General features: G+C 73.1%; 19 protein-coding genes. 6 read left to right on the top strand and 13 right to left on the bottom strand.

Annotated features, from left to right (window positions below; genetic code table 11):
* Window positions 1–56: 56 nt before the first annotated feature.
* The 10 genes from ACIG0D_RS32340 to rsmH form a co-directional block, all read right to left on the bottom strand.
* Complete coding sequence (locus ACIG0D_RS32340; protein ID WP_399808146.1) at window positions 57–851, bottom strand: cell division protein FtsQ/DivIB; 795 nt, start codon at window positions 849–851, stop codon at window positions 57–59.
* Window positions 852–883: 32 nt separating this feature from the next.
* Complete coding sequence (gene murG / locus ACIG0D_RS32335; RefSeq protein WP_399808143.1) at window positions 884–1,981, bottom strand: undecaprenyldiphospho-muramoylpentapeptide beta-N-acetylglucosaminyltransferase; 1,098 nt, start codon at window positions 1,979–1,981, stop codon at window positions 884–886.
* 6 nt (window positions 1,982–1,987) lie between these two features.
* Window positions 1,988–3,331 (bottom strand): putative lipid II flippase FtsW, encoded by a 1,344-nt coding sequence (gene ftsW / locus ACIG0D_RS32330; protein WP_399808140.1) that lies wholly within the window; start codon window positions 3,329–3,331, stop codon window positions 1,988–1,990.
* A 533-nt stretch (window positions 3,332–3,864) separates the two neighbouring features.
* A complete protein-coding gene (murD, locus tag ACIG0D_RS32325) occupies window positions 3,865–5,289 on the bottom strand; it encodes a UDP-N-acetylmuramoyl-L-alanine--D-glutamate ligase (RefSeq protein WP_399808138.1) in 1,425 nt (474 codons plus the stop codon).
* The gene (gene mraY, locus ACIG0D_RS32320) at window positions 5,271–6,341 is read right to left on the bottom strand and encodes a phospho-N-acetylmuramoyl-pentapeptide-transferase (RefSeq protein WP_365758804.1); all 1,071 of its coding nucleotides are present in this window, start codon (window positions 6,339–6,341) and stop codon (window positions 5,271–5,273) included. Before mraY ends, murD begins: the two co-directional genes overlap by 19 nt.
* A complete protein-coding gene (gene murF / locus ACIG0D_RS32315) occupies window positions 6,341–7,747 on the bottom strand; it encodes a UDP-N-acetylmuramoyl-tripeptide--D-alanyl-D-alanine ligase (protein ID WP_399808134.1) in 1,407 nt (468 codons plus the stop codon). Before murF ends, mraY begins: the two co-directional genes overlap by 1 nt.
* 28 nt (window positions 7,748–7,775) lie before the next feature.
* Window positions 7,776–9,296, bottom strand: a complete 1,521-nt coding sequence (locus tag ACIG0D_RS32310; RefSeq protein ID WP_399808131.1) for a UDP-N-acetylmuramoyl-L-alanyl-D-glutamate--2,6-diaminopimelate ligase — start codon at window positions 9,294–9,296, stop codon at window positions 7,776–7,778.
* Between the two features lie 196 nt (window positions 9,297–9,492).
* Complete coding sequence (locus ACIG0D_RS32305; protein ID WP_399808129.1) at window positions 9,493–11,472, bottom strand: peptidoglycan D,D-transpeptidase FtsI family protein; 1,980 nt, start codon at window positions 11,470–11,472, stop codon at window positions 9,493–9,495.
* Window positions 11,473–11,477: 5 nt separating this feature from the next.
* Window positions 11,478–12,095: a septum formation initiator family protein gene (locus tag ACIG0D_RS32300; protein ID WP_399808126.1), complete on the bottom strand. Its 618-nt coding sequence runs from the start codon at window positions 12,093–12,095 to the stop codon at window positions 11,478–11,480.
* Window positions 12,096–12,179: 84 nt separating this feature from the next.
* Window positions 12,180–13,136: a 16S rRNA (cytosine(1402)-N(4))-methyltransferase RsmH gene (gene rsmH / locus ACIG0D_RS32295; protein ID WP_365764205.1), complete on the bottom strand. Its 957-nt coding sequence runs from the start codon at window positions 13,134–13,136 to the stop codon at window positions 12,180–12,182.
* Window positions 13,137–13,558: 422 nt separating this feature from the next.
* Here rsmH and ACIG0D_RS32290 point away from each other — a divergent pair, with 422 nt between their 5' ends.
* The 4 genes from ACIG0D_RS32290 to ACIG0D_RS32275 all read left to right on the top strand — a co-directional run bounded on the left by ACIG0D_RS32290 (window position 13,559) and on the right by ACIG0D_RS32275 (window position 19,299).
* Complete coding sequence (locus ACIG0D_RS32290; RefSeq protein ID WP_399808122.1) at window positions 13,559–14,107, top strand: beta-class carbonic anhydrase; 549 nt, start codon at window positions 13,559–13,561, stop codon at window positions 14,105–14,107.
* Window positions 14,108–14,366: 259 nt separating this feature from the next.
* A complete protein-coding gene (locus ACIG0D_RS32285; protein WP_399808120.1) occupies window positions 14,367–15,401 on the top strand; it encodes an AAA family ATPase in 1,035 nt (344 codons plus the stop codon).
* Complete coding sequence (locus tag ACIG0D_RS32280) at window positions 15,401–16,795, top strand: DUF58 domain-containing protein (protein ID WP_399808117.1); 1,395 nt, start codon at window positions 15,401–15,403, stop codon at window positions 16,793–16,795. The genes ACIG0D_RS32285 and ACIG0D_RS32280 overlap by 1 nt, the downstream gene beginning before the upstream one ends.
* Window positions 16,795–19,299 (top strand): DUF3488 and DUF4129 domain-containing transglutaminase family protein, encoded by a 2,505-nt coding sequence (locus tag ACIG0D_RS32275; protein WP_399808114.1) that lies wholly within the window; start codon window positions 16,795–16,797, stop codon window positions 19,297–19,299. The genes ACIG0D_RS32280 and ACIG0D_RS32275 overlap by 1 nt, the downstream gene beginning before the upstream one ends.
* Window positions 19,300–19,818: 519 nt before the next feature.
* Here ACIG0D_RS32275 and ACIG0D_RS32270 read toward each other — a convergent pair.
* From ACIG0D_RS32270 to ACIG0D_RS32260, 3 genes are all read right to left on the bottom strand, one after another.
* Entirely contained in the window at window positions 19,819–20,211 is a 393-nt protein-coding gene (locus ACIG0D_RS32270) for a DUF3040 domain-containing protein (protein WP_399808111.1), read from the bottom strand.
* A 287-nt stretch (window positions 20,212–20,498) separates the two neighbouring features.
* Window positions 20,499–21,269 carry a methyltransferase gene (locus tag ACIG0D_RS32265; RefSeq protein ID WP_399808108.1) on the bottom strand — a complete coding sequence of 257 codons (771 nt, stop codon included), beginning with the start codon at window positions 21,267–21,269 and terminating at the stop codon, window positions 20,499–20,501.
* A 234-nt stretch (window positions 21,270–21,503) separates the two neighbouring features.
* Window positions 21,504–22,061 carry an SAV_6107 family HEPN domain-containing protein gene (locus ACIG0D_RS32260; RefSeq protein WP_399808106.1) on the bottom strand — a complete coding sequence of 186 codons (558 nt, stop codon included), beginning with the start codon at window positions 22,059–22,061 and terminating at the stop codon, window positions 21,504–21,506.
* Between the two features lie 180 nt (window positions 22,062–22,241).
* On the opposite strand from ACIG0D_RS32260, the gene ACIG0D_RS32255 reads away from it, so the two are divergent.
* A complete protein-coding gene (locus tag ACIG0D_RS32255) occupies window positions 22,242–23,135 on the top strand; it encodes an ATP-binding cassette domain-containing protein (protein WP_399808103.1) in 894 nt (297 codons plus the stop codon).
* The gene (locus ACIG0D_RS32250; protein WP_399808100.1) at window positions 23,107–25,191 is read left to right on the top strand and encodes a YhgE/Pip family protein; all 2,085 of its coding nucleotides are present in this window, start codon (window positions 23,107–23,109) and stop codon (window positions 25,189–25,191) included. The genes ACIG0D_RS32255 and ACIG0D_RS32250 overlap by 29 nt, the downstream gene beginning before the upstream one ends.
* Window positions 25,192–25,239 lie beyond the last annotated feature (48 nt).

Raw genomic sequence — 25,239 nt, 5'->3', positions numbered from 1 at the left:
CTATGTGATCAGCCGTAGCGGTGCCCAACCAGGGTGCTGGCCTGCGCGGATGTGCGTCAACTCCCCGATGACGCGGGGGCGGTGGGGACGCTCACGTCGAAGTGCCGCGCATGGGGGGCCGCTTTCAGCAGAGCGGTGAGGGTACGGGCCTTGGCGGCCCCCTTCTCGCCGCTCCCCCAGGCCACGGTGCGGCCGTCCTTCAACTTCAGCGAGATGTCGTCGTAGGAACGGACCTTGACCGCCCGGGTGCGGTGCGCGACCGCCTCCGGCAGGGCGCCGGCCACCCGCACCGCCTCCCGCACCAGGCGTCCCTCGCCGAAGCGGCGCAGGCTGGCCGCCGCGGAACGGGACCGGGACGGCCTCAATTCCAGAAGAGGAACGCCTTTCGGGGCGTTGGAAACCGTGGCGAAACGGACACCTTCGTCGTCCACTTCCACGTACTTCCGGCCCTTTTTCACCAGCAGAACCGGGGTGCGCTCGGTTACTTTCAGCCCGATTCCGTGCGGCCAGGAACGGACCACATCAACGGTGTCAATTCGGGGCAATTTCCGGCGCAGGCGGTTCTCCATGGCCTCGGTGTCGACGGACACCAGCGGAGCCCCGACGGGGGCGTCGGCCGCCTCCCGCACCTGTGCCGGGGTGAGCACCCGGGTACCGGAGACGGAGACACGCTCCAGGCGCAGCCACTGCGAGCCGTACAGCACCCAGCCGCCGCCCGCGCCGAGCAGCGCCAGGGCGACGGCCAGGACGACGATCGTGCGGAGCCCGGGCAGCCGCGGCCGCCGGGCGAGGGGCGGGCCGGACGTCTCCTGCTGGCGTGCACCGCGCTCGGCGGTGGTGGGTCCGGCCACGCTCCCTGCCTTCCGCTCACATCGACGTGTTCCTAGTGGTGTGCACGGTGGGCGGCGATCGCCTCGTACACCATGCCGACCAGCAGCTGGTCGGCGTCCCGGCGGCCGAACTCGGCGGCGGAGCGGGACATCTCGTACAGCCGGTGCGGGTCGGCGAGCACGGGCAGGACGTTCTGCTGCACCCACTCGGGGGTGAGTTCCGCGTCGTCGACCAGCAGCCCGCCGCCGGCCTTGACCACCGGCTGGGCGTTCAGCCGCTGCTCGCCGTTGCCGATGGGCAGCGGGACGTAGGCGGCCGGGAGTCCGACGGCGGAGAGTTCGGCGACGGTCATCGCGCCCGCGCGGCAGAGCATCATGTCGGCCGCGGCGTACGCGAGGTCCATCCGGTCCAGGTAACTTACCGGGATGTAGGGGGGCATCCCCGGCATCTGGTGCACCTGCGGCAGTTCGTTCTTCGGGCCGACCGCGTGCAGGATCTGGATGCCGGCCTGCTGGAGCCAGGGCGCGACCTGCTGGACGACCTCGTTGAGGCGCCGGGCGCCCTGCGAGCCGCCGGAGACGAGCAGGGTCGGCAGGTTCGGGTCGAGCCCGAACATCGCGCGGGCCTCGGGCCGGGCGGCGGCCCGGTCGAGGGTGGCGATGGAGTGGCGCAGGGGGATGCCGATGTAGCGCGCGTTGCGCAGCTTGCTGTCCGGGGTGGCGACGGCGACCTGCGCGGCGTACCGCGAACCGATCTTGTTGGCGAGGCCCGGGCGGGCGTTGGCCTCGTGGATGACGATCGGCACGCCGAGCCGCTTGGCCGCGAGGTAGCCGGGCAGGGCGACGTAGCCGCCGAAGCCGACCACGACGTCCGCCTTGGTGCGCTCCAGGATCTGCTCGGCCGCCTTGATGGTGCCGCGCAGCCGGCCCGGGACGGTGATCAGCTCCGGCGTGGGCTTGCGGGGCAGCGGTACGGCCGGGATCAGCGCCAGCTCGTAGCCCCGCTCCGGGACCAGCCGGGTCTCCAGGCCGCGCTCCGTGCCCAGGGCCGTGATGCCCACGGTCGGGTCCTGCCTGCGCAGGGCGTCCGCGAGGGCGAGCGCGGGCTCGATGTGGCCCGCGGTGCCCCCGCCGGCGAGTACGACATGCACCGAAATTCACCGCTCTCCGGACGAGCGCACCGCCGAGGTGCGCCGTCGCATCGTGTTCCATCTCCGGGGCCCCGCAGAGCCCCCAGCCCCCCGCTTTCTACCAAAGCGGGGTTGCCGCATCGCAAGCGCCGCCCGCGCAGCGGGCTCGTCGCGCGCGAAGGCGATCAGCAGCCCGATGGCGAACATGGTCGGCAGCAGGGCGGATCCTCCGTAGGAGAACAGCGGGAGCGGGACACCGGCGATCGGCAGCAGGCCGAGCACCGCACCCATGTTGATCACGGCCTGCGCCGTGATCCAGGTGGTCACGCCTCCCGCGGCATACCTCACGAAGGGGTCCTCCGTGCGTCCGGCCACGCGGATACCCGCATAGCCTAGAGCGGCGAAGAGGGCGAGCACCGACAGCGTCCCCGCGAGGCCCAGTTCCTCACCGGTGACGGCGAAGATGAAGTCGGTGTGGGCTTCGGGGAGTTGACCCCATTTTTCCACACTCGCACCGAGGCCGGAACCGAAGAGTCCGCCGGACGCGAGGGCGTAGATCCCGTGCACGGCCTGCCAGCAGGAGCCGTCCGGGCCCATCTCGGTGGCGCCGATGCAGGCGAAGCGGTCCAGCCGGTTGGAGTTGGTCTGGATCAGGATCGCGCCGATCGCCGCGGCGACCGCCAGCACCCCGACGAACAGCCGGGTGGGCGCCCCCGCCAGCCACAGCAGCCCGAACAGGATCGCGGTGACGATGATCGCGGTGCCCATGTCGCCGCCGAGCATGATCAGCCCGAGCAGCATGAACGCCACCGGGACGAGCGGCACCAGCATGTGCTTCCACTGCGCCAGCAGCTTCTTGTCCTGTTTGCGGGCGAGCAGGTCGGCGCCCCACAGGACCAGGGCCAGCTTGCCGAACTCGCTGGGCTGGATCTGGAAGGAGCCGCCGAGGGAGATCCAGTTCTGGTTGCCGTTGACCGCCATCCCTATCCCGGGCACCTGCACCAGCGCCATCATGAAGACGGCGCCGGCGAGGATCGGGTAGGCGAGCGCGCGGTGCAGCTTCACCGGCATCCGGGAGGCCGCGTACAGCAGCCCGGCGCCGATCACGGCGGCCAGCAGCTGCTTGCGGAAGAAGTAGGACCCGGGCAGCGACATCTGCAAGGCCGTGATCTGGGAGGCCGAGTAGACCATCACCAGGCCCAGCACGGTGATCAGCATGCTGCCGCCGAGGATCAGGTAGTAGGCGGTCAGCGGCCGGTCCCAGGCTTTGCGGGCCCGCGTGTAGTACCGCACGACCGGGTTCTCGCGGGGGGCGGCGGGGGGCCGCACCGCCCGCGGCGCCGGCGGCCGGCCCGTACGGCTACCGGGCATGGCCGGCTCCCGTACGCCCGAGGGGGTCCACCTCGGCGCGGATCCCGCGCGGCCGGGCGGGCGCCGGTGGTCGGGCGGGCGCCGGTGGCCAGGCGGACGCCTGCGGCCGGGCAGGCACCTGCGACCGGCCAGGCGCGGACGGCCGGTCAGGCATCTGCGACCAGTGAAGCACCGACGGCCGGGCGGACACCCGCGACTGGTCAGGCACCTGCGACCGGTCAAGCGCCGACGGCCGGACGGACACCTGCGGCCAGGCAGGCACCCGCGACCGGTCAGGCGTCGACGGCCGGACGGACACCCGCGACCGGCCAGCCGCACACGGCCGGGCGGACGCCTGCGGCCGGGCAGGCACCCGCGACCGGTCAGGCGTCGACGGCCGGGCAGGCATCTGCGGCCGGTCAAGGGCGGACGGCCGGGCGGGCCGTCGTGGTGCCCTGCCGTCGGCGGGTCCGCACCGGTCCGCCTGGAGCCACATCCGAGTCACTCGTCCCTCCAAAGGGTCCCGAAGCACCCGCCGTGGTCGAGACCCGCCGTCAGGCGCCCGCTCCGAGTTCGCGGACCGCCGCCGCGAACGCGTCACCGCGCTGGTTGTAGTTGACGAACATGTCCATGGAGGCGCAGGCCGGGGCCAGCAGCACCGTGTCGCCGGGCTCGGCGAGGCGCCGGGCCTCCTGGACAGCCGCGAGCATCGCCCCAGTGTCGGTCCGGTCGAGGTCGACGACGGGTACTTCCGGGGCGTGTCGCGCGAGCGCTTCGCGGATCAGCGCGCGGTCGGCGCCGATCAGCACCACGCCGCGCAGCCGCTTCGCCGCGCTCGCGACCAGCTCGTCGAAGGTGGCTCCCTTGGCGAGTCCGCCCGCGATCCACACGATGGACTCGTACGCGGCCAACGAGGCCTGCGCGGCGTGCGTGTTGGTCGCCTTGGAGTCGTCGACGTACGCGACGCCGTCCACGTCGGCGACGTGCGCGATGCGGTGGGCGTCCGGGCGGAAGGCCCGCAGCCCGTCGCGTACGGCCTGCGGGGGCACCCCGAAGGCGCGGGCGAGGGCCGCGGCGGCAAGGGCGTTGGCGATGTTGTGCGGGGCCGGCGGGTCGATGTCGGCGACCTCGGCGAGCTCCTGGGCATTCTTCTGCCGGTTCTCGACGAAGGCACGGTCGACCAGGATGCCCTCCACGACGCCGAGTTGGGACGGCGCCGGTGTGCCGAGCGTGAAGCCGATGGCCCGGCAGCCCTCCTCGACGTCGGCCTCGCGCACCAGGTCCTCGGTGGCCTTGTCGGCCACGTTGTAGACGCAGGCGACCTGATTGCCCTCGTAGATACGGCCCTTGTCCTTGGCGTACGCCTCCATGGAGCCGTGCCAGTCGAGGTGGTCGGGGGCGAGGTTGAGGACGGCGGCGGAGTGGGCGCGCAGGGAGGGCGCCCAGTGCAGCTGGTAGCTGGACAGCTCCACCGCGAGGACGTCGTACTGCTCGTCGCCGAGCACCGCGTCCAGCAGCGAGACGCCGATGTTGCCGACGGCGGCGGTGCGCAGCCCGGCGGCCTTCAGGATGGACGCCAGCATCTGCACGGTGGTGGTCTTGCCGTTGGTGCCGGTCACGCAGAGCCAGGGCGCCGCGTCCGGGCCGCGCAGCCGCCAGGCCAGCTCGACATCGCCCCAGATGGGCACCCCGGCCTCGCGGGCCGCCGTGAACAGCGGCTTGTCCGGCTTCCAGCCGGGCGCGGTGACGATCAGCTCGGTGCCCTCGGGCAGGGTCGCGCCGTCGCCGAGGCGGACGGTGACGCCCAGGGCCTCGAGCTCGGCGGCCTGTGCCCGGGCCCGCTCGTCGTCGCCGTCGTTGACGACCGTGACGATCGCGCCGAGCCCGTGCAGCACCTTGGCCGCCGGGACGCCGGAGACGCCGAGCCCGGCGACGGTGACGCGCTTTCCCTGCCAGTCGGTCACTTCTCTGCTGCCCATCCCGCGTAGAAGAGGCCGAGTCCGACGATCACGCAGATGCCCTGGATGATCCAGAAACGGACCACCACGAGCACTTCGGACCAGCCCTTGAGTTCGAAGTGGTGCTGGAGCGGGGCCATCCGGAAGACTCGCTTCCCGGTGAGCCGGAACGAGCCGACCTGGATGACCACCGACATGGTGATGAGGACGAACAGACCGCCGAGGATGGCGAGCAGCAGCTCGGTGCGGGAGCAGATCGCGAGACCCGCGAGCACGCCGCCGAGCGCCAGCGAACCGGTGTCGCCCATGAAGATCTTGGCCGGCGAGGTGTTCCACCACAGGAAGCCGAGGCAGGCGCCCATCAGCGCGGAGGCGACCACCGCGAGGTCGAGCGGGTCGCGCACCTCGTAGCACGCGCCGGGGTTGGTGAGGGTCTGCGCGTTGGCGCACGACTCCTGGAACTGCCAGACGCCGATGAAGGTGTACGCGCCGAAGACGAGGACCGACGCGCCGGTGGCCAGACCGTCCAGACCGTCCGTCAGGTTCACGCCGTTCGACATGGCGAGGATCATGAACAGCGCCCAGACCACGAACAGCACCGGGCCGATGGTCCAGCCGAAGTCGGTGATGAACGACAGCTTGGTGGAGGCCGGGGTGTTGCCGCGGTTGTCGGCGAACTGGAGCGAGAGCACCGCGAAGGCGATGCCGACGATCAGCTGGCCGGCCATCTTCGCCTTGGCCCGCAGACCCAGCGAACGCCGCTTGACGATCTTGATGTAGTCGTCGAGGAAGCCGACCAGGCCCATGCCGAACATCAGGCCGAGTACCAGCAGGCCCGAATAGGTGGGCGGGTAGCCGGTGATGACCTTCGACAGGAAGTACGCGGCGATGGTCGCCAGTATGAAGGCGATACCGCCCATGGTCGGCGTACCGCGTTTGCTGGCGTGCTCGCGCGGGCCGTCGTCCCGGATGTACTGGCCGTAGCCCTTGCGCGCGAGGAGCTTGATCAGCAGCGGGGTGCCGACCAGCGTCAGGAAGAGGCCAATGACTCCCGCGAACAGGATCTGCTTCATCATCGGGCGGCAACCTCACCCTCGGCACCGGTCTCGAGCAGCGCCTCGGCCACCTTCTCGAGCCCGACCGAACGGGACGCCTTCACGAGTACGACGTCCCCCGGGCGCAACTCGCTGCGCAACAGGTCGACCGCCGCCTGTGCGTCGGACACGTGCACCGACTCCTCACCCCACGAACCCTCGTTATATGCGCCCAGTTGCAGCCAGGCGGCTTCCCTGCCGCCGACCGCGACGAGCTTGCTGACGTTGAGCCGGACGGCGAGCCGTCCGACCGCGTCGTGCTCGGCGAGCGATTCGTCCCCGAGCTCGGCCATCTTGCCGAGCACCGCCCACGTACGGCGCCCCCTGCCCATGGCCGCCAGCGCGCGCAGAGCGGCCTTCATGGACTCGGGGTTCGCGTTGTAGGCGTCGTTGACGACCGTCACGCCGTCCGGGCGCTCGGTGACCTCCATCCGCCAGCGGGAGAGGGAGCCCGCCTCGGAGAGCGCGGTGGCGATCTCTTCCGCGGACATGCCCAGCTCATGGGCGACGGCGGCCGCGGCGAGCGCGTTCGACACGTGGTGCTCACCGTACAGGCGCATGGTCACGTCGCTGCACCCGGAGGGTGTGTGAAGGGTGAAGGAGGGCTGCCCGGTGTCCGTCAACCGCACGTTCTCGGCGCGTACGTCCGCTTCGTCGGCCTCGCCGAAGAGGATCACCTTCGCCTTCGTACGGGAGGCCATGGCCCTTACGTACGGATCGTCGGCGTTGAGGACCGCGGTGCCGTCCTCGGGGAGGGACTCGACCAACTCGCCCTTGGCCTGGGCGATCTGCTCACGGCCGCCGAACTCGCCGATGTGGGCGGAGCCGACGTTGAGGACCAGCCCGATCTTCGGGGGCGTCAGCTCGGTCAGGTAGCGGATGTGGCCGATGCCGCGGGCGCCCATCTCCAGGACCAGGAACCGGGTCTCCTCGGTGGCGCTGAGCGCGGTCAGCGGGAGCCCGATCTCGTTGTTGAGCGAGCCGGGCGTGAACACCGTCGGCGCCTTGCGCCGGAGCACCTGCGCGATGAGGTCCTTGGTGCTGGTCTTGCCCGCCGAGCCGGTGAGCCCGATGAGGGTCGTGCCGAGCTTCGTCACGACGTGGCGGGCGAGCGCGCCGAGCGCGGCCTGGACGTCGTCCACGACGATCGCGGGCACGCCGACGGGCCGGGTGCCCAGCACGGCGGCCGCGCCCGCCGCCACGACCTGTGGCGCGAAGTCGTGGCCGTCCACGCGTTCACCGACGAAGGCGACGAAGAGGCTGCCGGGTCCCGCCTCGCGGGAGTCCCGGACGACCGGCCCGGTCACCAGGACCGACGGATCCGGTATGTCGTACGTCTGCCCGCCGACGACTTCTGCGATCTCGGCGAGAGAGAGGGCGATCACAAGTTCATCCCCTGGATCTTTCGGGATTTCATCCCTGGGTCTTCTGGATGGCTTCGCGAAGCACCTGGCGGTCGTCGAAGGGACGGACCACGCCGGCGATGTCCTGGCCCTGCTCGTGGCCCTTGCCCGCGACCAGCACGGTGTCGCCGGGCCGGGCCCGCTCGACGGCGGCGGCGATCGCGGCGGCGCGGTCCTCGAAGAGCACGACCTCGCCGCGCTCGTGCACCGGCACGGACGCCGCGCCCTGGAGCATGGTCGCGAGGATCGCGAGGGGGTCCTCGGAGCGGGGGTTGTCGGAGGTCAGTACGGCGGTGTCGGCGAGCCGTGCCACGGCGGCGCCCATCGGGGCGCGCTTGGTGGTGTCCCGGTCGCCACCGCAGCCGAGGACGACGTGCAGCCGCCCCTTGGTGACCTTGCGCAGCGCCTTCAGCACCGACTCGACGGCGTCGGTCTTGTGGGCGTAGTCGACGACCGCGAGGTAGGGCTGTCCGGCGTCCACCCGCTCCAGGCGGCCCGGGACGCCGGGGACGGCGGCGATGCCGTCGGCGGCGGTCTGCGGGTCGAGTCCGGCGACGGCGAGGGCGACCAGCGCGGCGAGTGTGTTCGCCACGTTGAACGGGCCGGGCAGCGGGGACTTGGCGGCGATGCGCTCGCCGTTCGGGCCGAGCACCGTGAACGTGGAGTCGAGCTGGCCGATCGTCACGTCCTCGGCACGCCAGTCGGCGTCGGGGTGGCCCTCGGCGGAGTAGGTGACGACGGGGACGGTGGCCTCGCGGGCGAGGCGGCGGCCGTACTCGTCGTCGACGTTGACCACGCCGAGTTTGCTGCGCTTCGGCGTGAACAGCTGCGCCTTGGCCCGGAAGTAGTCCTCCATGTCGGAGTGGAACTCCATGTGTTCCGGGCTGAGGTTGGTGAAGACGGCGACGTCGAAGACGCAGCCGTCGACCCGGCCGAGGACCAGGGCGTGGCTGGAGACCTCCATGGCGACCGCCTCGACGCCGCGCTCGCGCATGACGGCGAACAGCGCCTGGAGGTCGGTGGCTTCGGGGGTGGTGCGCTCGGACTTGATGCGCTCGTCGCCGATGCGCATCTCGACCGTGCCGACCAGTCCGGTGGACTTGACCGTCTTCAGGCCGCCCTCGACGAGGTAGGCCGTGGTGGTCTTGCCGGAGGTGCCGGTGATGCCGATCTGGAGCAGGTCCCGTCCGGGCCGGCCGTAGATCGTGGCGGCCAGCTCGCCCATCCGGGCGCGCGGGTCGTCGACGACGAGCACCGGCAGACCGGTCGCGGCGACGCGCTCGGCGCCGGCCGGGTCGGTCAGCACGGCCGTCGCGCCGAGGCCGGCGGCCTGGGTGACGAAGTCGGCGCCGTGGGCGCGGGCGCCGGGCAGGGCGGCGTACAGGTCGCCGGGGCGGACGGCGCGCGAGTCATGGGTGATGCCCGTGACCCCGGTGTCGCCCTCCGGCACTGCGACACCCAGCTGTCCGGCCAGTTCCGCAAGGGGTGTGGCGGAGACCTGCGCCGGCCGAGGCGGTCCCGGGTATGTCACGGGATGACCCTTCTGGGTGGTTTGGGACTGATCAGCGTGTGGCACGGCGGTGAGCGTACCGGGCGTACCCGCTTCGGAGCGAAGCGAGGGGCGGGGGGCGCCTTGGTTCCCGGAATCCGGGGTGATCGTTGTCACGGGTGGTTCCTGGTTGCTCGGTGTTGCTCGGTGCTTGTCAGGACTGATCAGGCGTGACTGATCAGGGCTTGTACGTCACCGGCAGATTCGCCGGCGGGGCGCCGGTGGGCGGGACCTGGAGGCTCTTCAGCGCGAACTGCATCACCTGCTTGTAGACGGGTCCGCAGATCTGGCCGCCGAAGTAGCTGCCCTTGGTGGCGTTCTGGATGGCGCAGTAGACGGTGACGCGGGGCTGGTCCGCGGGTGCGAAACCGGCGAACGAGGAGGTGTAGCCGCGGTACTTGCCGGTGGCCGGATCCACGCGGTTGGCGGTGCCCGTCTTGCCCGCGACCCGGTAGCCCGGGATGCGGGCCTTGGTGCCGGTGCCCTCCTCGTCGTCGACCACCGACTCCAGCATCCGGGCCAGTGTCTTCGCGGTCTTCTCGCTGACGACCCGTGTCTTCTCGGGCTTCGGGGCCGGGGTGAAGCGTCCGTCGGGGCCCTTGGTGCCGCGGATCAGGGTGGGCTCGATCCGGACGCCGCCGTTGGCGATCGTCGAGTAGACGGACGCCGCCTGCATCGCGTTGATGGACACGCCCTGGCCGAAAGGAATCGTGTACTGCTGCGACGTCGACCACTCTTCCGGCGGGGCGAGGATGCCCCGGGTCTCGCCGGGGAAGCCGAGCCCGGTGGGCTGGCCGATGCCGAACTTGCGCAGGTAGGAGTAGAGGACCTTGTTGGCCTGCGCCTGTGTCCTGCCGAGCTGGCCGGTGGCGAGGATGGTGCCGATGTTGCTGGACTTGGCGAGCACTCCGTTCAGCGTCAGGTACCAGGTCGGGTGGTCGATGTCGTCCTGGAAGAGCCGGTCGCCGCGGTGCAGCCGGTTGGGCACCACGACCCGCGTCGTGGGGGTGGCGACCTTCTCCTCCAGTACGGCGGCCATCGACATGACCTTGGCGGTGGAGCCGGGCTCGTAGGCGTCCTGGAGGGCCGCGTTGCCCATGTTCGCCGAGGTGGCGCGGGACAGGTCGTTGGGGTCGAAGCCGGGCGAGTTGGCCATGGCCAGGATCTCGCCGGTCCGGGTGTCCTGCACGATCACATAGCCGCGGTCGGCCCGGGACTTCTCGACCTGCTGGGAGATGGCGTTCTGCGCCGCCCACTGGATGTCGCGGTCGATGGTCAGCTCGATGTCCGAACCGGGCACCGCGGGTGTCTCCTCGGCGCCCACGGTGGGCACCTGCCGGCCGCCGGACTGGGCGTAGCGGATCTCGCCGTCCTTGCCGGACAGCTGCTTGTTCAGCTGCTGTTCGATGCCGCCGCCGCCCTTGCCCTCGGCGTTGACCCAGCCCAGTATCCCGGCGGCCAGCTCGCCGTTCGGGTAGACCCGCTTGCTGCTGGGGGTGGCCAGGACGCCCGCGAGGACGTTCACCGTGGACTCGTCCGACTGCTGCTTCTTGGCGAGCGCGGACTTCAGGTCCTTGATCTGCTTCCAGACCTGCGGGGTCTGCCGGTCGGCGAGCTTGACGTAGCGGAGGTTCTCGTCCTCGGGCCGCAGCTTCCCGACGATGTCCTCCTGGTCCTGGCCGAGGATCGGCGCGAGGAGGGCGGCGGCCTGCTCGGGACCGTCGTCGATCTTCAGCTGCTCGCGGCCGAACAGCGTCGGGTCGGCGGTGATGTCGTACGCGTCGACGCTGGTGGCGAGGGCCACGCCGGCGCGGTCGGTGATCTCGCCGCGCTCGGCGGCCAGCACCTGGCCGACATACCGGTTCTGCTCCGCCTTCGCCGCGTACGCGCTCGCGTCGACGGCCTGCACCTGGAGCAGGCGGACCACGAAGACGAGCAGGACCAGGGTGAGCGCGACGCCGACCAGGCGCAGCCGGGGGCGGGGGCTGCCGAGCCGGAGGGGGCGCGGCGCGGCGGCGGCGCGGGGCGCTGGGGGCCGCGTGGGGCGGCGGGCCGGGCGGGTGCCGGGGGCGGGGCGGCGCTGCGCGCCGGAGCGGGCGGGCCGCGCGGGTCCGGGCACCCGGCGGCGCGGCGGTTGCCTGCCGAAATCGTCAGCCACTTCCGTCACCTGCCGGGGGTCGTAGGGGGCGTCGTCTGGGCGGGCGGAGCGGGGCGGGGGGCCGTGGGGGCGGCGGAGGAGGTGGACGCGGGGGCGGTGGCTTTGGGGGCGGGGGCGTCGGCCGGGGGCGAGGACGACGTCGAGGGGGCGGCCGTCGGGACGGCGGAGGGAGCGGCCGTGGGGACGGCGGCGGGGGCGTCGCTCATCGCCTCGGGGGCGAGGACGAGGGGGACGCGCGCGGCGCTCTGCGGGGCGGCGGCGGGGGCGGGCGACGGGATGCCCTCGACCGTGCCGTCGGGGTTCAGGAAGGCGGGGTCGCCGCCGGGGACCATGCCGAGTTCGCGGGCGCGGCGCTGGAGGGCGTCGGGGGCGGAGTAGGCGTCGATGTCGCGCTGGAGGGCCTGCTCCTCGTCGGTGAGGTTCTTGGTCTCGCGCTGGAGGTCGTCCAGCTTGAAGGAGCCCTCGCTGAGCGCGGAGTTCAGCACCAGCAGGCCGATGAGGCCGCCGCCGAGGAGCAGCACGACGAGGAGGACGAAGGGGGTACGCGCCGCCTGGCCCCGGGCGGTGGGGAAGAGCCGCGCGAGCCGTGCCGCCCTGCCCCTCAGTTCGGGTTTCCTACTCACTCTGCCCCTCCCGGCGGGCGCGCGCCCTCCCGGTGGGTCCGGTTTTCCAACCCGCGCCTGTGCGCGCCCGGCCCTCCGCCTGGCTCACTCGACGTCCTCCCTGATGCGCTCGGCGCCGCGCAGCCGGGCCGGTGCGGCCCTGCGGTTCTCGGCGACCTCTTCCTCGGTGGGAAGTTCGGCACCGCGCGTGAGCAGCTTGAGCCGCGGCTGGTAGCGCTCGGGGACGACGGGCAGCCCGGGCGGCGCGGTGGACGCGGCACCGGCCGCGAACACCTGCTTGACCAGCCGGTCCTCCAGGGAGTGGTACGACAGCACGGCGATCCGCCCGCCCACGGCGAGCGCCTTCACAGCCGCCGGGATCGCCCGCTCCAGCACGGAGAGCTCGCCGTTGACCTCGATCCGCAGCGCCTGGAAGGTGCGCTTGGCGGGGTTGCCGCCGGTGCGCTTGGCGGCCTGCGGCAGCGCGTCGCGGATCAGTTCGACCAGGCGGGCGCTGTTGGTGAACGGCTCCTTCTCGCGCTCGCGCACGATGGCGGCGACGATCCGCTTGGCCTGCTTCTCCTCGCCGTAGGCGCGCAGGATCCGCACCAGCTCGCCCGGCGGGTAGGTGTTGAGGACCTCGGCGGCGCTGATGCCGGTCGTCTGGTCCATGCGCATGTCGAGCGGGGCGTCCTGGGCGTAGGCGAAGCCGCGGTCGGCCTCGTCGAGCTGCATGGAGGAGACACCGAGGTCGAACAGGACGCCCTGCACGCGCGGGATGCCGAGCCGGTCCAGCACCTCGGGCAGCTCGTCGTAGACGGCGTGCACCAGGGTGGCGCGCTCCCCGTAGGGGGCGAGCCGCTCGCCGGACAGGCGCAGCGCCTCCTTGTCCCGGTCGAGGGCGACGAGCCGCGCCTCGGGGAAGCGGGCGAGCAGCGCCTCGCTGTGCCCGCCGAGGCCGAGGGTGCAGTCGACGACCACCGCTCCGGGTGCCTGGAGGGCGGGGGCCAACAGGTCCAGGCACCGCTGGAGCATCACCGGGACGTGTCGACTCTGGCTCAAGGGGCCCTCTCAGGTCCGGCGGGCGGTACGCACCGCCGGGTCCCCGCCCGCTCGTGAAGGGGAGACCGGCCGGCGCCTCAGGCGTCGGCCGGCCGGAGCGGGTGGAGGCCGAGCCGTACGTACGCGCCGCGCACGTGGGGGATCTCCGGTGCGTCGCCGGGGACTCCGGGGAATGCTGTCCAGCTGGGAGGGCGCCTCTCGCCTCCCGCTTCGCGTCACTTTAGTCCACCGTGTCTCCCGGTCAATCAACCGGCCTGCGCGTCGCGACGGGCGGGGCGGGCGACACCGTCCGAGCCCGCGGACCACTCGTACGGAGGTATCCGCGCCACGCTTGTGGGTTACCTCACAGATCGGCCCGATGACGCTCTTTTGCCCCGTCTCACAGCAGGACCGGACCGGAGGTGACCAGTAACGTCATAGTCATGACGACTTCTGCATCGGTTCCCACCGGCTCCCAGGACACCGCCGCCTCCGCAGGTTCCGTCACGGACCGGATCGTCGAGGCCAACGAGCGGTACGCCGCCGCCTTCACCCACTCCGACCTGGACGCCCGCCCGGTCCAGCGGGTCGCCGTGGTGGCCTGCATGGACGCCCGGCTCGACGTCCTCTCGGCGCTCGGTCTCCAGCTCGGCGACTGCCACACCCTGCGCAACGCCGGCGGCGTCGTCACCGACGACGTGATCCGCTCGCTGACCATCAGCCAGCGCAAGCTCGGCACCCGCAGCGTCGTCCTCGTGCACCACACCGGCTGCGGCATGGAGACCCTGACCGAGGACTTCCGCACCGAGCTGGAGCAGGAGGTCGGCCAGCGCCCCTCCTGGGCGGTGGAGTGCTTCCGGGACGTCGACCAGGACGTACGGCAGTCGATGCGACGGGTGCGGACCTCGCCGTTCCTGCTGCACACCGACGACGTGCGCGGCTTCGTCTACGACGTGAAGACGGGCCTGCTGCGAGAGATCGACCCGGCCTGATCCCCTCGTCGGCCCGTCCGTAACCCCGGGGCGGAGCTGTCGTTTCGCTGTCAATTCGCGCCCGCGGCGCCGCAAACCGCAGGAAAACCGACAAATCACGGGCAGTTGTCAACAGTCGAGTGACACGAACCAGTAACGGCAACAAGAATGCGGTCGTGGCGTCGCGCGGAACTTTTCCCGCGTGGTGTCCGTGTTTCGGGGTGGGCCGGTCGCGCGAACCAGAGCGTCGGCCCGGGAGAACGGGGCCGAGGAGGGCCGGGTGACGACCTATGACGATCGAGCGAGCCTCACTGATCTGACCGCCGTGGTGGAGCGCGTGCGGGGGTCGGTGGAGGGCGTGATCGAGGGCAAGCCCGAGGTCGTACGGCTCTCGCTGACGGTGCTCCTCGCCGAGGGGCACCTGCTCATCGAGGACGTCCCCGGCGTCGGCAAGACGATGCTCGCCAAGACGCTCGCGCGCTCCATCGACTGCTCGGTGCGGCGCATCCAGTTCACGCCCGACCTGCTCCCGTCGGACATCACCGGCGTGTCCATCTGGGACCAGCAGCGCCGGGACTTCGAGTTCAAGCCGGGCGCGATCTTCGCGCAGATCGTGATCGGCGACGAGATCAACCGCGCCTCGCCGAAGACCCAGTCGGCGCTCCTGGAGTCCATGGAGGAGCGCCAGGTCACCATCGACGGGCAGAGCTACGAGCTGCCCAGCCCGTTCATGGTGGTGGCCACCCAGAACCCGGTCGAGATGGAGGGCACCTACCCGCTGCCCGAGGCCCAGCGCGACCGCTTCATGGCCCGGGTCTCCATCGGCTATCCCAGCCCCGAGGCCGAGCTGCAGATGCTGGACGTGCACGGCGGGGTCAACCCGCTGGACGACCTCCAGCCGGTGGCCCACGCGCACGAGATCGTGAAGCTGATCGAGGCCGTGCGCGGTGTCCACGTCGCGGACACCGTCCGGCGGTACGCGGTGGACCTGGTCGCCGCCACCCGAGTCCACCCCGACCTCAGACTCGGCGCCTCGCCGCGTGCCACGCTGCACCTGCTGCGCGCCGCCAAGGCGTCCGCCGCCCTCAGCGGCCGGGAGTACGCGCTGCCGGACGACGTGCAGGCGCTCGCCGTGCCCGTGCTCGCCCACCGGCTGCTGCCCACCGCCCAGGCCCAGCTGAACCGGCGCACCTCGGAGCAGGTGGTCCAGGAGATCCTCCAGCGCACCCCGGTGCCCGCCGCGCCCCAGCAGAACGCCTACGGCCTGGGCCGCGGCGCGCCCGCCTTCGGCCAGCAGCCGCCCCGGAGGCTCTGATGACCACGGGGGCGGTGCGGCAGGCCCGGCCCGGGCAGCCGGAGGGCGAGGGGGGCGGGCTGCGCACCGCCCTCGCCGGCCTGACCACCCGCGGGCGCTCCTTCCTGGCCGCCGGCGTGGCGGCGGCGATCTGCGCGTACGTCCTCGGGCAGAGCGATCTGCTGCGCGTCGGGCTGCTGCTCGCCGTGCTGCCGCTGGTGTGCGCGACCGTGCTGTACCGCACCCGCTACCGGGTCGCGGGCAGCCGCCGCCTCTCCCCCGCGCGCGTGCCCGCCGGCAGCGAGGCCCGGGTCCAGCTGCGCGTCGACAACGTCTCCCGCCTGCCCACCGGCCTGCTCATGCTCCAGGACCGGGTCCCGTACGTGCTCGGCCCGCGCCCCCGGTTCGTGCTGGACCGGGTGGAGCCGGGCGGGCGCCGCGAGGTGTCCTACCGGGTCCGCTCCGACCTGCGCGGCCGCTATCCGCTGGGCCCGCTCCAGCTGCGCCTGACCGACCCGTTCGGGATGTGCGAGCTGACCCGCGCCTTCTCTGCGTACGACACCCTCACCGTCATCCCGCGCGTGGAGGCCCTGCCGCCGGTGCGGCTGACCGGCGAGGCCAAGGGGTACGGCGACGGACGGCTGCGCTCCCTGGCGCTGGCCGGTGAGGACGACGTGATCCCGCGCGGGTACCGCTACGGCGACGACCTGCGCCGCGTGCACTGGCGCTCCACCGCCCGCTACGGCGAGCTGATGGTGCGCCGCGAGGAGCAGCCGCAGCGCGCCCGCTGCACGGTGCTGCTGGACACGCGCGGCGGCGCCTTCCGGGGCGCGGGGCCGGACTCGGCGTTCGAGTGGGCCGTGTCGGGCGCCGCGTCGGTACTGGTGCACATGCTCGAACGAGGCTTCTCGGTGCGGCTGCTCACGGACACCGGCAGCTCGGTGCCCGGCGAGGGCGCCGACGGGTTCGCGGGCGCCGGCCAGGAGTCGGCGGACGCGGCCGGGCTGATGATGGACACCCTCGCCGTGATCGACCACTCGGACGGCTCGGGGCTCTCGCGCGCGTACGACGTGCTGCGCGGCGGGAACGAGGGGCTGCTCTTCGCCTTCTTCGGCGACCTCGACGAGGAGCAGGCCGCGATGGCCGCGCGGATGCGTCAGCGCAGCGGGGCCGCCGTCGCGTTCCTGCTGGACAGCGAGGTCTGGGGGCGGGAGCCGCACGAGGCGCCGACCGGTCCGGTGAACCGGGGTGAGGAGCGGCTGCGGATGCTGCGCGAGGCCGGCTGGACCGCGGTGCGCGTCCCGCGCGGGGCGACGCTGAACGACATGTGGCGGCAGGCGGACCGGGAGCGCGGCGGCGTGGTCGCGGCGAGCGGCCCGGGCCCGGGCGGCGCGAGCGGCGGGGAGGCGCGGTGATGAGCGGGCGGGCCCGGATGGCGGTCTGCGCGGCGGCGGCCACGCTGATGGCCGCGTGCGCTCTGCTGCCGCTGGTCGACCCGGCCACCTGGTTCCTCCAGGCGGCCATCCTGCTGGTGATCCAGACGTCCGTCGGCGCCGCGGCCCGCCGGGTGCCGCTGGCCCGGCCGCTGACCGTGGCGGCGCAGCTCCTGGTCACCCTGCTGCTGCTCACCCTGGTCTTCGCCCGCGAGCAGGCCCTGGCCGGGCTGGTCCCGGGACCGGAGGCGTTCGCCCGGTTCGCCGACCTGTTCCAGCAGGGCACGGACGACGTGTCGCGGTACGCCATCCCGGCGCCGCTGACCGACGGCATCCGGCTGATGCTGATCGGCGGGGTGCTGCTGATCGGGCTGGCCGTGGACGCCGTCGCGGTGACCTTCCGCAGCGCCGCCCCGGCCGGGCTGCCGCTGCTCGCGCTGTACTCGGTGGCCGCGGGGCTGGCCGACGGCGGGGCCGACTGGCTGTGGTTCCTGATCGCCGCGGTCGGCTATCTGATGATGCTGCTCGCCGAGGGGCGGGAGCGGCTGTCGCAGTGGGGGCAGGTCTTCGGCGGGGCGCCGCGCACGCCGGGCGGGGAGCCCGCGGCGGTGGCCCCGGTGCGCACCGGGCGGCGGATCGGCGCGGTGGCGCTCGGCGTCGCCCTGGTGGTGCCGCTGGGCCTGCCCGCGATGAGCGGTGGACTGCTGGACGGCGCCGGAGCCGGGGTCGGCACCGGCACCGGGGGCGGCGGCACGATCTCCGCGGTGAACCCGCTGGTGTCACTGCGCGACAGCCTGAACGTGGACGAGGACCGCCAGGTCCTGTCCCTGCGCACCGAGACCAGCAGCCTCTCCAACCTGTATCTGCGGATCGTCTCCCTGGACGACTTCGACGGCACCACCTGGAAGCCGTCCCGGCGCGACATCGTCACGGTGCCGGACGAGTTCCCGACCCCGCAGGGCCTCGGCCCGGACGTGCGGCGCTCGGAGATCCGGACGCGGATCGCGGCGGCGGACTGGTACGCCCAGGACTGGCTGCCGATGCCGTACCCGCCGAGCGGCGTGGACATCGACGGCAACTGGCGGTACGAGCCGGTGGGGATGACCCTCGTCGGCGACCACGGCCAGAACACGCGCGGTGCCCAGTACACGGTGACCAGCCTCGACGTCCAGCCGACGGCGCGGCAGCTCGCCGACGCCCCGGCGCCGCCGCCGGCCCTCCGGCGCGAGTTCACCGAGCTGCCGGACTCCCTGCCGGATGTGGTCGCCCGCACCGCCCGCGAGGTCACCGAGGGCGCGGCGAACCCGTACGAGCAGGCGGTGAAGCTCCAGGAGTACTTCGCGCTGAACGGCGGCTTCGAGTACGACACCGAGGTCGACGTGGGCAGCGGCTCGGGGGCGATCGCCCGGTTCCTGCGGGACAAGCAGGGCTTCTGCGTCCACTTCTCGTTCGCGATGGCGTCGATGGCCCGCACCCTGGGCATCCCCGCCCGGGTCGCGGTGGGCTTCGCGCCCGGCACCCCGCAGGCGGACGGCACCGTGTCGGTGGGGCTGCGGGACGCGCACGCCTGGCCGGAGCTGTACTTCGAGGGCGTGGGCTGGACCCGCTTCGAGCCGACCCCGAACCGGGGCACCACCCCGTCGTACACCGTGCCGGAGATCCCGGGCAGCAGCGTGCCCGAGCTGCCGGAGACGTCCCGGCCCACGGCCGAGGCGCCCGCGGCCGAGCCGTCGACGAGCACCAGCTGCACGCCGGAGCAGAAGCGGCTCCAGGAGTGCGGCGCGGTGCTCCCGGTGGACCTGGGCAGCCCGGACGAGGAGAGCCGGCCCTGGTACCGGACGGCGCTCTGGGTGGGGCTCGCGGCCGTGGTGGTCGTACTGCCGCTGCTGCCCATGCTGTGGCGGCTCAGGCGGCGGTCGGTACGGCTGGCCTCGACGCTGCACGCCCCGTCCGGCGCGCCCGGGCTGCTCGGCAGGGGCCGGGACCGCGGCGGCCGGGGTGCCGAGGGGCGCACCGACGGCATCGAGGTGGAGGCCCTGCCCGGCGAGGCGGAGCGGCGGGCTGCCGAGGTGGCCGCAGGGCACGTGCTCGCCGTCTGGCGGGAGCTGACGGACACCGCGTGGGACTACGGCATCGCGCCGGACGACGCGCTCACCCCGCGCAAGGCGGCGGCGCGGATCGTACGGCTCGGACAGTTGGACGAGGCCGCCGCCGAGGCGGTGCACCGGGTCGCCGGCGGGGTCGAGCAGGTGCTGTTCGCGCCCCGGCCGCAGGCGACGACCGGGCTGGCCGCCGAGGTGCGCCGGGTGCGGGCGGCGCTGCGGTCCGGGGCCGGCCGGCGCACCCGGGTGCGCGCGGTACTCGCACCGCGCTCCGCCCGCCGCGCGCTGTGGGACGCGGCGGACCGCTGGGCGGCCTTCCGGGCGCGCTGGACGACCCGCTGGGCGGCGCTGCTGCGCCGGCCGTCGGAGCAGCAGAGCGGCTGAGGGCGGGGACGGCTGTCGGTGGGCCGCGGGCGGCCCACCGGGGTGCGGGAGCGGCCCACCGGGGTGCGGGAGCGGCCCACCGGGGTGCGGCGGCGACGGTCCACCGGCGGGCGCCGGCACGGTCACCGGCGGGCGCCGGCACGGTCACCGGCGGGCGCAGGCACGGTCACCGGCGGGCGCAGGCACGGTCACCGGCGGGCGCAGGCCGCGCGCCTGCGTGCCTGCGTGCCTGCGTGCCTGCGTGCCTGCGCGCCCGCGTGCCTGCGCGCCTGCGCGCCCGCGTGCCTGCGTGCCTGCGCGCCTGCGCGCCCGCGTGCCTGCGTGCCTGCGTGCCTGCGTGCCGAGGCTCGGACGGCCCGGCGTCCGGAGGGTCACCTCCCGGCGCCGGGGCCGTCCGCCGTGCGGGAGGGTGCACACATGCCTGAGCAGGCGTGAGGGGCACACATGCGTGAGGGGGCTGCCACCCGGCGGGTGGCAGCCCCCTCACGCATGTCTACGTCAGTGGAGCGGAGGAGCGGCTCAGTGGCCCTGCTGCTCGTCGCGGCGTCGCTGCCAGCGCTGTTCGATGCGATCCATCATCGAGCGCCGCTGACGTCCCTGATGGCGGGCGGGCGGACCGCCGCCGGGCTGCTCACCCGGACGGGGCGCCTTGCGCCAACCGGTCACGGCGAGCACCGCGCAACCCAGCATGACGAGGAAACCCACCACACTGAGCCAGACCTGCTTGGCGACCATTCCGGCCATGAGGAGCGCGATACCAACGAGGAAGCCCGCGACCGCCTGGTAGACCCGTCGCCGGGTGTACGTACGCAGCCCGCTTCCCTCAAGCGCTGTCGCGAACTTGGGATCTTCGGCGTACAGCGCTCGCTCCATCTGCTCGAGCATGCGCTGCTCGTGCTCTGAGAGCGGCACGGAGTCCTCCTCATCGTGCAGTCGCCGGGGCGACTCGGGGGGTCCCTTCAGGATAGGCAGGGAATCGCCCCCGTGAAACCCGCCCCTCTACGCCAATTGGCCAACCGGATTCCGTCATGGTCGTCCCGGCTCGCTGAGGCTTGCATTCCCCAGTCGCCGACCCGTCATGCCGAGCGGTCTCCCTCGATCATACGGCGGGAACCGCCCGATCGGGGGGCCTGTGGCGTACTCCATCCGCAACCAATGCCCTGATCAGCGACGGGTCACAGGAGGCGCCTCCGGTCCCTTCAGCCCCGGGTGCCCACCTGGGTCTCTCCCAGCACATGAAGCTGTGTGGCCACGGCGTGGAAGGCCGGCAGCTCGGCGGCGGCGGCCTCCAGCCGGAGCAGGGCGTCCACGGCACCGGGCTCGGTGTCCACGAGCACGCCGGGGACCAGGTCGGCGAAGACCCGGACGCCGTGCACCGCGGCCACGCGCAGGCCCGCGTCCTCGACCAGTCCGGTGAGCTGCTCGGCGGTGAAGCGGCGCGGCATGGGATCACCCGTGCCCCAGCGGCCGTTCGGGTCGTCGAGGGCCTGCTTGGCCTCGGTGAAGTGGCCGGCGAGGGCCCGGGCGAGCACGGCGCCGCCGAGACCGGCGGCGAGCAGGCTGAGCACGCCCTCGGAGCGCAGGGCGGCGACGGCGTTGCGGACGCCCTCGGCCGGGTCGTCGACGTACTCCAGGACCCCGTGGCAGAGCACCGCGTCGTAGCCGTCGCGCTCGACCACGTCGAACAGGCCGTGCGCGTCGCCCTGCACCCCGCGTACCCGGTCGGCGACACCGGCCTCGGCGGCGCGGCGCTCCAGCGCGAAGAGCGCGTTGGGGCTGGGGTCGACGACGGTGACGCGGTGGCCGAGGCGGGCGACGGGCACCGCGAACTTCCCGCTGCCGCCCCCGGTGTCGAGGACGTCCAGCGACTCCCGGCCCGTGGCCTTGACCCGGCGGTCCAGGGCGTCCTGGAGGACCTCCCAGACCACGGCGGTACGGAGGGAAGCGCGGGGTCGCATCGGGTCCGACACGGCAGTTGACTCCTCGGCACGGCACCGCCTGTCGCAGGGCGGGGCGAACGGGCTGCCCTCCGGGCTCCGGGGTGCCGGAGGGGAAGGCTTCAGGCGCCCTCCACCCTATTGCCTCCGGTGCCCTGCCTGGTCACCCGTATCGCCCCGGGTGCTGCGCCGGTCGCCGTGGATGCTCTGCCTGTGGTCTGTGGGTCACCGCGGTGCGTCGGCGCCGCTTCGTCGCCCCGGCCGCGGTCAGCCCGCGTCCGGCATCCGGTGGCCCGGGCCCCGGGCGTCCCCCTCCCCGTCCGGGCGCGGCTGCGGGAGGACCGGCTGGAGGACGAGCATCCGCTCCACGAGGCGGAGGAACATCGCCACGTCCCGTATCAGGTCGTCGGCGTCCCGGCCGCTGGCCGCGCCCTGGACGCCGGCCTCGGCGAGGGCACGGCGGCGGGCGCCGGAGGCGAACAGGGCGCTCCACTCGGTCAGCTCGGGCGCGATCTCGGGGAGCACTTCCCAGGCGCTCCGGATGCGGGCCCGGCGTCGTGGGTGGGACTCGGGCCGGCCGCGGGCGGCCAGCACGGCGGCGGCGGTGCGCAGGGCGGCGAGGTGGGCCGTCGCGTAGCGCTCGTTCGGCGTTTCGAGGTCGGCGGCCTCTTGCAGTCCGGCGCGGGCCTTGGCGAGCAGGTCGAGTGCGGCGGGCGGGGCCGCGGCCCGGCGCAGGACGGGGTGGACATCGCTCGCGGGGCCGGTCAGTGAGGGGGCAGGGCCGGTGGTGCGGCGCCGACGGGCGGCGGCGGACGAGTGGGCCATGACGAACCTCCTGTCGTCTGGGTGACGGCACGCCCTGCATACGGGGTGCCGTATGTGCCCATCGTGAGGTATGCCACTGACAATCCGTTCTGACCTGCGGTTTTGCCTCGATCGAAGGTTCGGGCTAGTTTTTGCACTGACCAGTCAGTTCAAATTCGGCTCACCTGTGGGGGACCTGCTGTGGGAGACCGTGCGGCGGGGGGACTCGCCGTCAGTGCCCGGGACTTCGGCGTCAAGGGACCGCGGGGCTGGGCGTTCCGCGGGGTGCGCCTCGAGGCGGAGCCCGGCTCACTGATCGCGATCGAGGGGCCGTCCGGCTCGGGCCGCACCTGCCTGCTGCTCGCGCTGACCGGGCGTATGAAGGCCACCGAGGGCTCGGCGGTCGTGGGCGACGCCCGGTTGCCGAAGCAGATGGCGGCGCTGCGCCGGGTCAGCGCGCTCGCGCACGTGCCGGGTGTGACCGACCTCGAACCGGCGCTGACCGTGGGCGAGCACCTGCGTGAGCGGGTACTGCTCCAGCGCCGGTTCGGGGACTCGCTGCGCGGGCTGTTCCGGCTGCGCGGCGAGCGCCGCGACGAGGTGGCGCTGCGCGTGGACGCGGCCCTGGAGGCCGCCGGCCTGGACCGGGCGGCCCTGCCCAAGGGCTCCCGGACGGCCGTACGGGATCTGGAGCGGGTGGAGGCGCTGCGGCTGTCCGTCGCTCTCGCGCTGATCGGGCGTCCGCGGCTGCTCGCCGTCGACGACACCGACCTGAAGCTGTCGGAGGCCGAACGGGCCGAGGTGTGGGCGCTGCTGCGCTCCCTCGCCGACGCCGGGACGACGGTGCTGGCGGTGTGCAGCGAGGCTCCCGAGGGCGCGGTGGTCGTGTCCACGCGGGCGGAGCGGAGCGCCGAGGACACCGGCCCCGCCGACGAGACCGGCGACGGGACCGAGCGTGAGCCCGCCGGCGACGGAGCGGACGAGCCCGAGGACGCAGCGAACGCCGCCGGCGCGGCAGACGACGCCGAAGTGGACGAGGCCGACGACGAGGTGAAGGAGACGGCCGATGCGGTCGCCGAAACTGGCCGGGCTTGAGCTGCGGCGCTTCGCGCGGGGCAAGCTGCCGCGCGCGGCCCTGGTGGCGCTGTTGCTGCTGCCGCTGCTGTACGGGGCGCTGTACCTGTGGTCCTTCTGGGACCCGTACGGCCGGCTCGACCGGCTCCCCGTGGCGCTCGTGAACGAGGACAAGGGGGCCACGGCCGACGGGAAGAAGCTCCGCGCGGGCGACGACATCGTCGAGGGGCTGCGGGAGAGCGAGGTCTTCGACTGGCACGAGGTGAGCGCCGAGGAGGCCCGCGCGGGCGTGGAGGACGGCCGGTACTACCTGTCTCTGACCATGCCGGAGGACTTCAGCGCGCGGATCGCCTCCAGCTCCGGCGACTCCCCCGAGACGGGCGCCCTCCAGGTGCGCACCAACGACGCCAACAACTACATCGTCGGGCAGATCTCGCGGACCGTGTTCAGCGAGGTGCGCACGGCGGCGTCCACCAAGGCGTCGCGGTCGTTCCTGGACAAGATCTTCATCTCGTTCTCCGACATCCACGGCGAGACGGTGAAGGCCGCGAGCGGCGCCGACAAGCTCAAGGGCGGGATCGGCAAGGCGGAGAAGGGCTCCAAGGACCTGGCGGACGGTCTGAAGGACGCCAAGGACGGCAGCGGCGACCTGGCCACCGGCCTGAAGAAGCTCCACAAGGGCGCGGGCGACCTGGAGGACGGTTCCAAGAAGGTCGCGGAGGGCACCCAGACGCTCGCCGACAAGGTCAACGGCTTCGCCGGCCGGATCGGGCCCTTCCTCAAGGACAACGAGAAGTTCATCGGTGACACCGCCCAGGCCGTCGCCGACGCGGCCGGCACCGTCCGGGAGAACCTCGGCAGCCTGGACGAGACGGCCCCGGCGGCGGCCAAGCGCGCGCGGGAGGCCTCCCAGACCCTGGACGGCGTCCACAAGACCCGCTGCGAGGAGGCCGTACTGCCCGACGCCGCGTGCCCCGACCTCAAGCTGGCCAAGGGTGCCGCCACCGACGTCGCGGCGGTCGCCGGTGACCTGGAAACGCTCGTCACCGAGCACGACAGCGACCTGAAGAAGCTCGACCAGCACCTGGCCACCCTCCAGAAGCAGGCCCAGGCGCTCGCCGACCGCGCGCCGCACCTGTCCGAGGACCTGGACGACGCGGTCAAGCGGATCAACCAGCTCAACGCGGGCGCCGGGAAGGTCGCCACGGGCGCCGAGAAGCTCCACTCGGGCCTCGGCACCGCGAAGACCGGCTCGGTGGACCTGGACGAGGGTGTCGGGAAGCTGAAGACGGGCGCGGACGACCTCAGCGGCGGCATGTACAAGCTGGTCGACGGCTCGGGCAAGCTGGCGAACGGGCTGCACGACGGCGCGGAGAAGATCCCCGACTACGACAAGCGGGAGCGCGACCGGCGCACCGAGGTCATGGCGGACCCGGTGCAGCTCGCCTCGCAGTCCCTGCACCGGGCCCCGAACTACGGCACCGGCTTCGCCCCGTACTTCATCCCGCTGTCCCTGTGGGTCGGCGCGATGGTGGCGTACATGGTGATCCCGCCGCTGAACCGGCGGGCGCTGGCCGCGGGTGCCTCGTCCTGGCGGATCGCCCTGGCGGGCTGGCTGCCGGTGCTGGCGATCGGCGTCGCGCAGACGGCGGCGCTGATGGCGGTGCTGCACTGGGCGGTGGGCCTGGAGATGGCCCGCGCGGCCGGGACGGTGGGCTTCCTGTTCCTGGTGGCCGGGTGCTTCGCGGCGATCGTGCAGCTGCTCAACGCCCGCTTCGGGGCGGCCGGCCGGATCCTGGTGCTGGCCCTGCTGATGCTCCAGCTGACCTCGGCGGGCGGCACCTACCCCGTGCAGACCAGTCCGGGCTTCTTCAACGCGATCCACCCGTGGCTGCCGATGACCTACGTCGTGGAGGCGCTGCGCCGGCTCATCACGGGCGGCGGACTCGGGCCGGTCTGGCAGGGCTGCGCCGTGCTGGCGGCCTTCACGCTGGGCGCGCTGGCGCTGACCGCCCTGTCCGCCCGCCGCCGCCAGGTGTGGACGCTGGACAAGCTCCACCCGGAGCTGAGCCTGTGACCTCGCCTCCCGTGCCGTCCGACGAGGCTGTTCCTGTGACAATCAAGG

Source organism: Streptomyces sp. NPDC052773 (assembly GCF_044547145.1).
Taxonomy (GTDB): domain Bacteria; phylum Actinomycetota; class Actinomycetes; order Streptomycetales; family Streptomycetaceae; genus Streptomyces.
Note: the sequence above shows the minus strand (reverse complement) of the source record. Positions and strands in the feature narration are given on the sequence as shown.

Coding starts and splice junctions, on each gene's coding strand:
- ftsW (WP_399808140.1), bottom strand. CDS start 3,331: ATGCCCGGTAGCCGTACGGGCCGGCCGCCGGCGCCGCGGGCGGTGCGG.
- murD (WP_399808138.1), bottom strand. CDS start 5,289: ATGGGCAGCAGAGAAGTGACCGACTGGCAGGGAAAGCGCGTCACCGTC.
- mraY (WP_365758804.1), bottom strand. CDS start 6,341: ATGAAGCAGATCCTGTTCGCGGGAGTCATTGGCCTCTTCCTGACGCTG.
- ACIG0D_RS32290 (WP_399808122.1), top strand. CDS start 13,559: ATGACGACTTCTGCATCGGTTCCCACCGGCTCCCAGGACACCGCCGCC.
- ACIG0D_RS32280 (WP_399808117.1), top strand. CDS start 15,401: ATGACCACGGGGGCGGTGCGGCAGGCCCGGCCCGGGCAGCCGGAGGGC.
- ACIG0D_RS32275 (WP_399808114.1), top strand. CDS start 16,795: ATGAGCGGGCGGGCCCGGATGGCGGTCTGCGCGGCGGCGGCCACGCTG.
- ACIG0D_RS32260 (WP_399808106.1), bottom strand. CDS start 22,061: ATGGCCCACTCGTCCGCCGCCGCCCGTCGGCGCCGCACCACCGGCCCT.
- ACIG0D_RS32250 (WP_399808100.1), top strand. CDS start 23,107: ATGCGGTCGCCGAAACTGGCCGGGCTTGAGCTGCGGCGCTTCGCGCGG.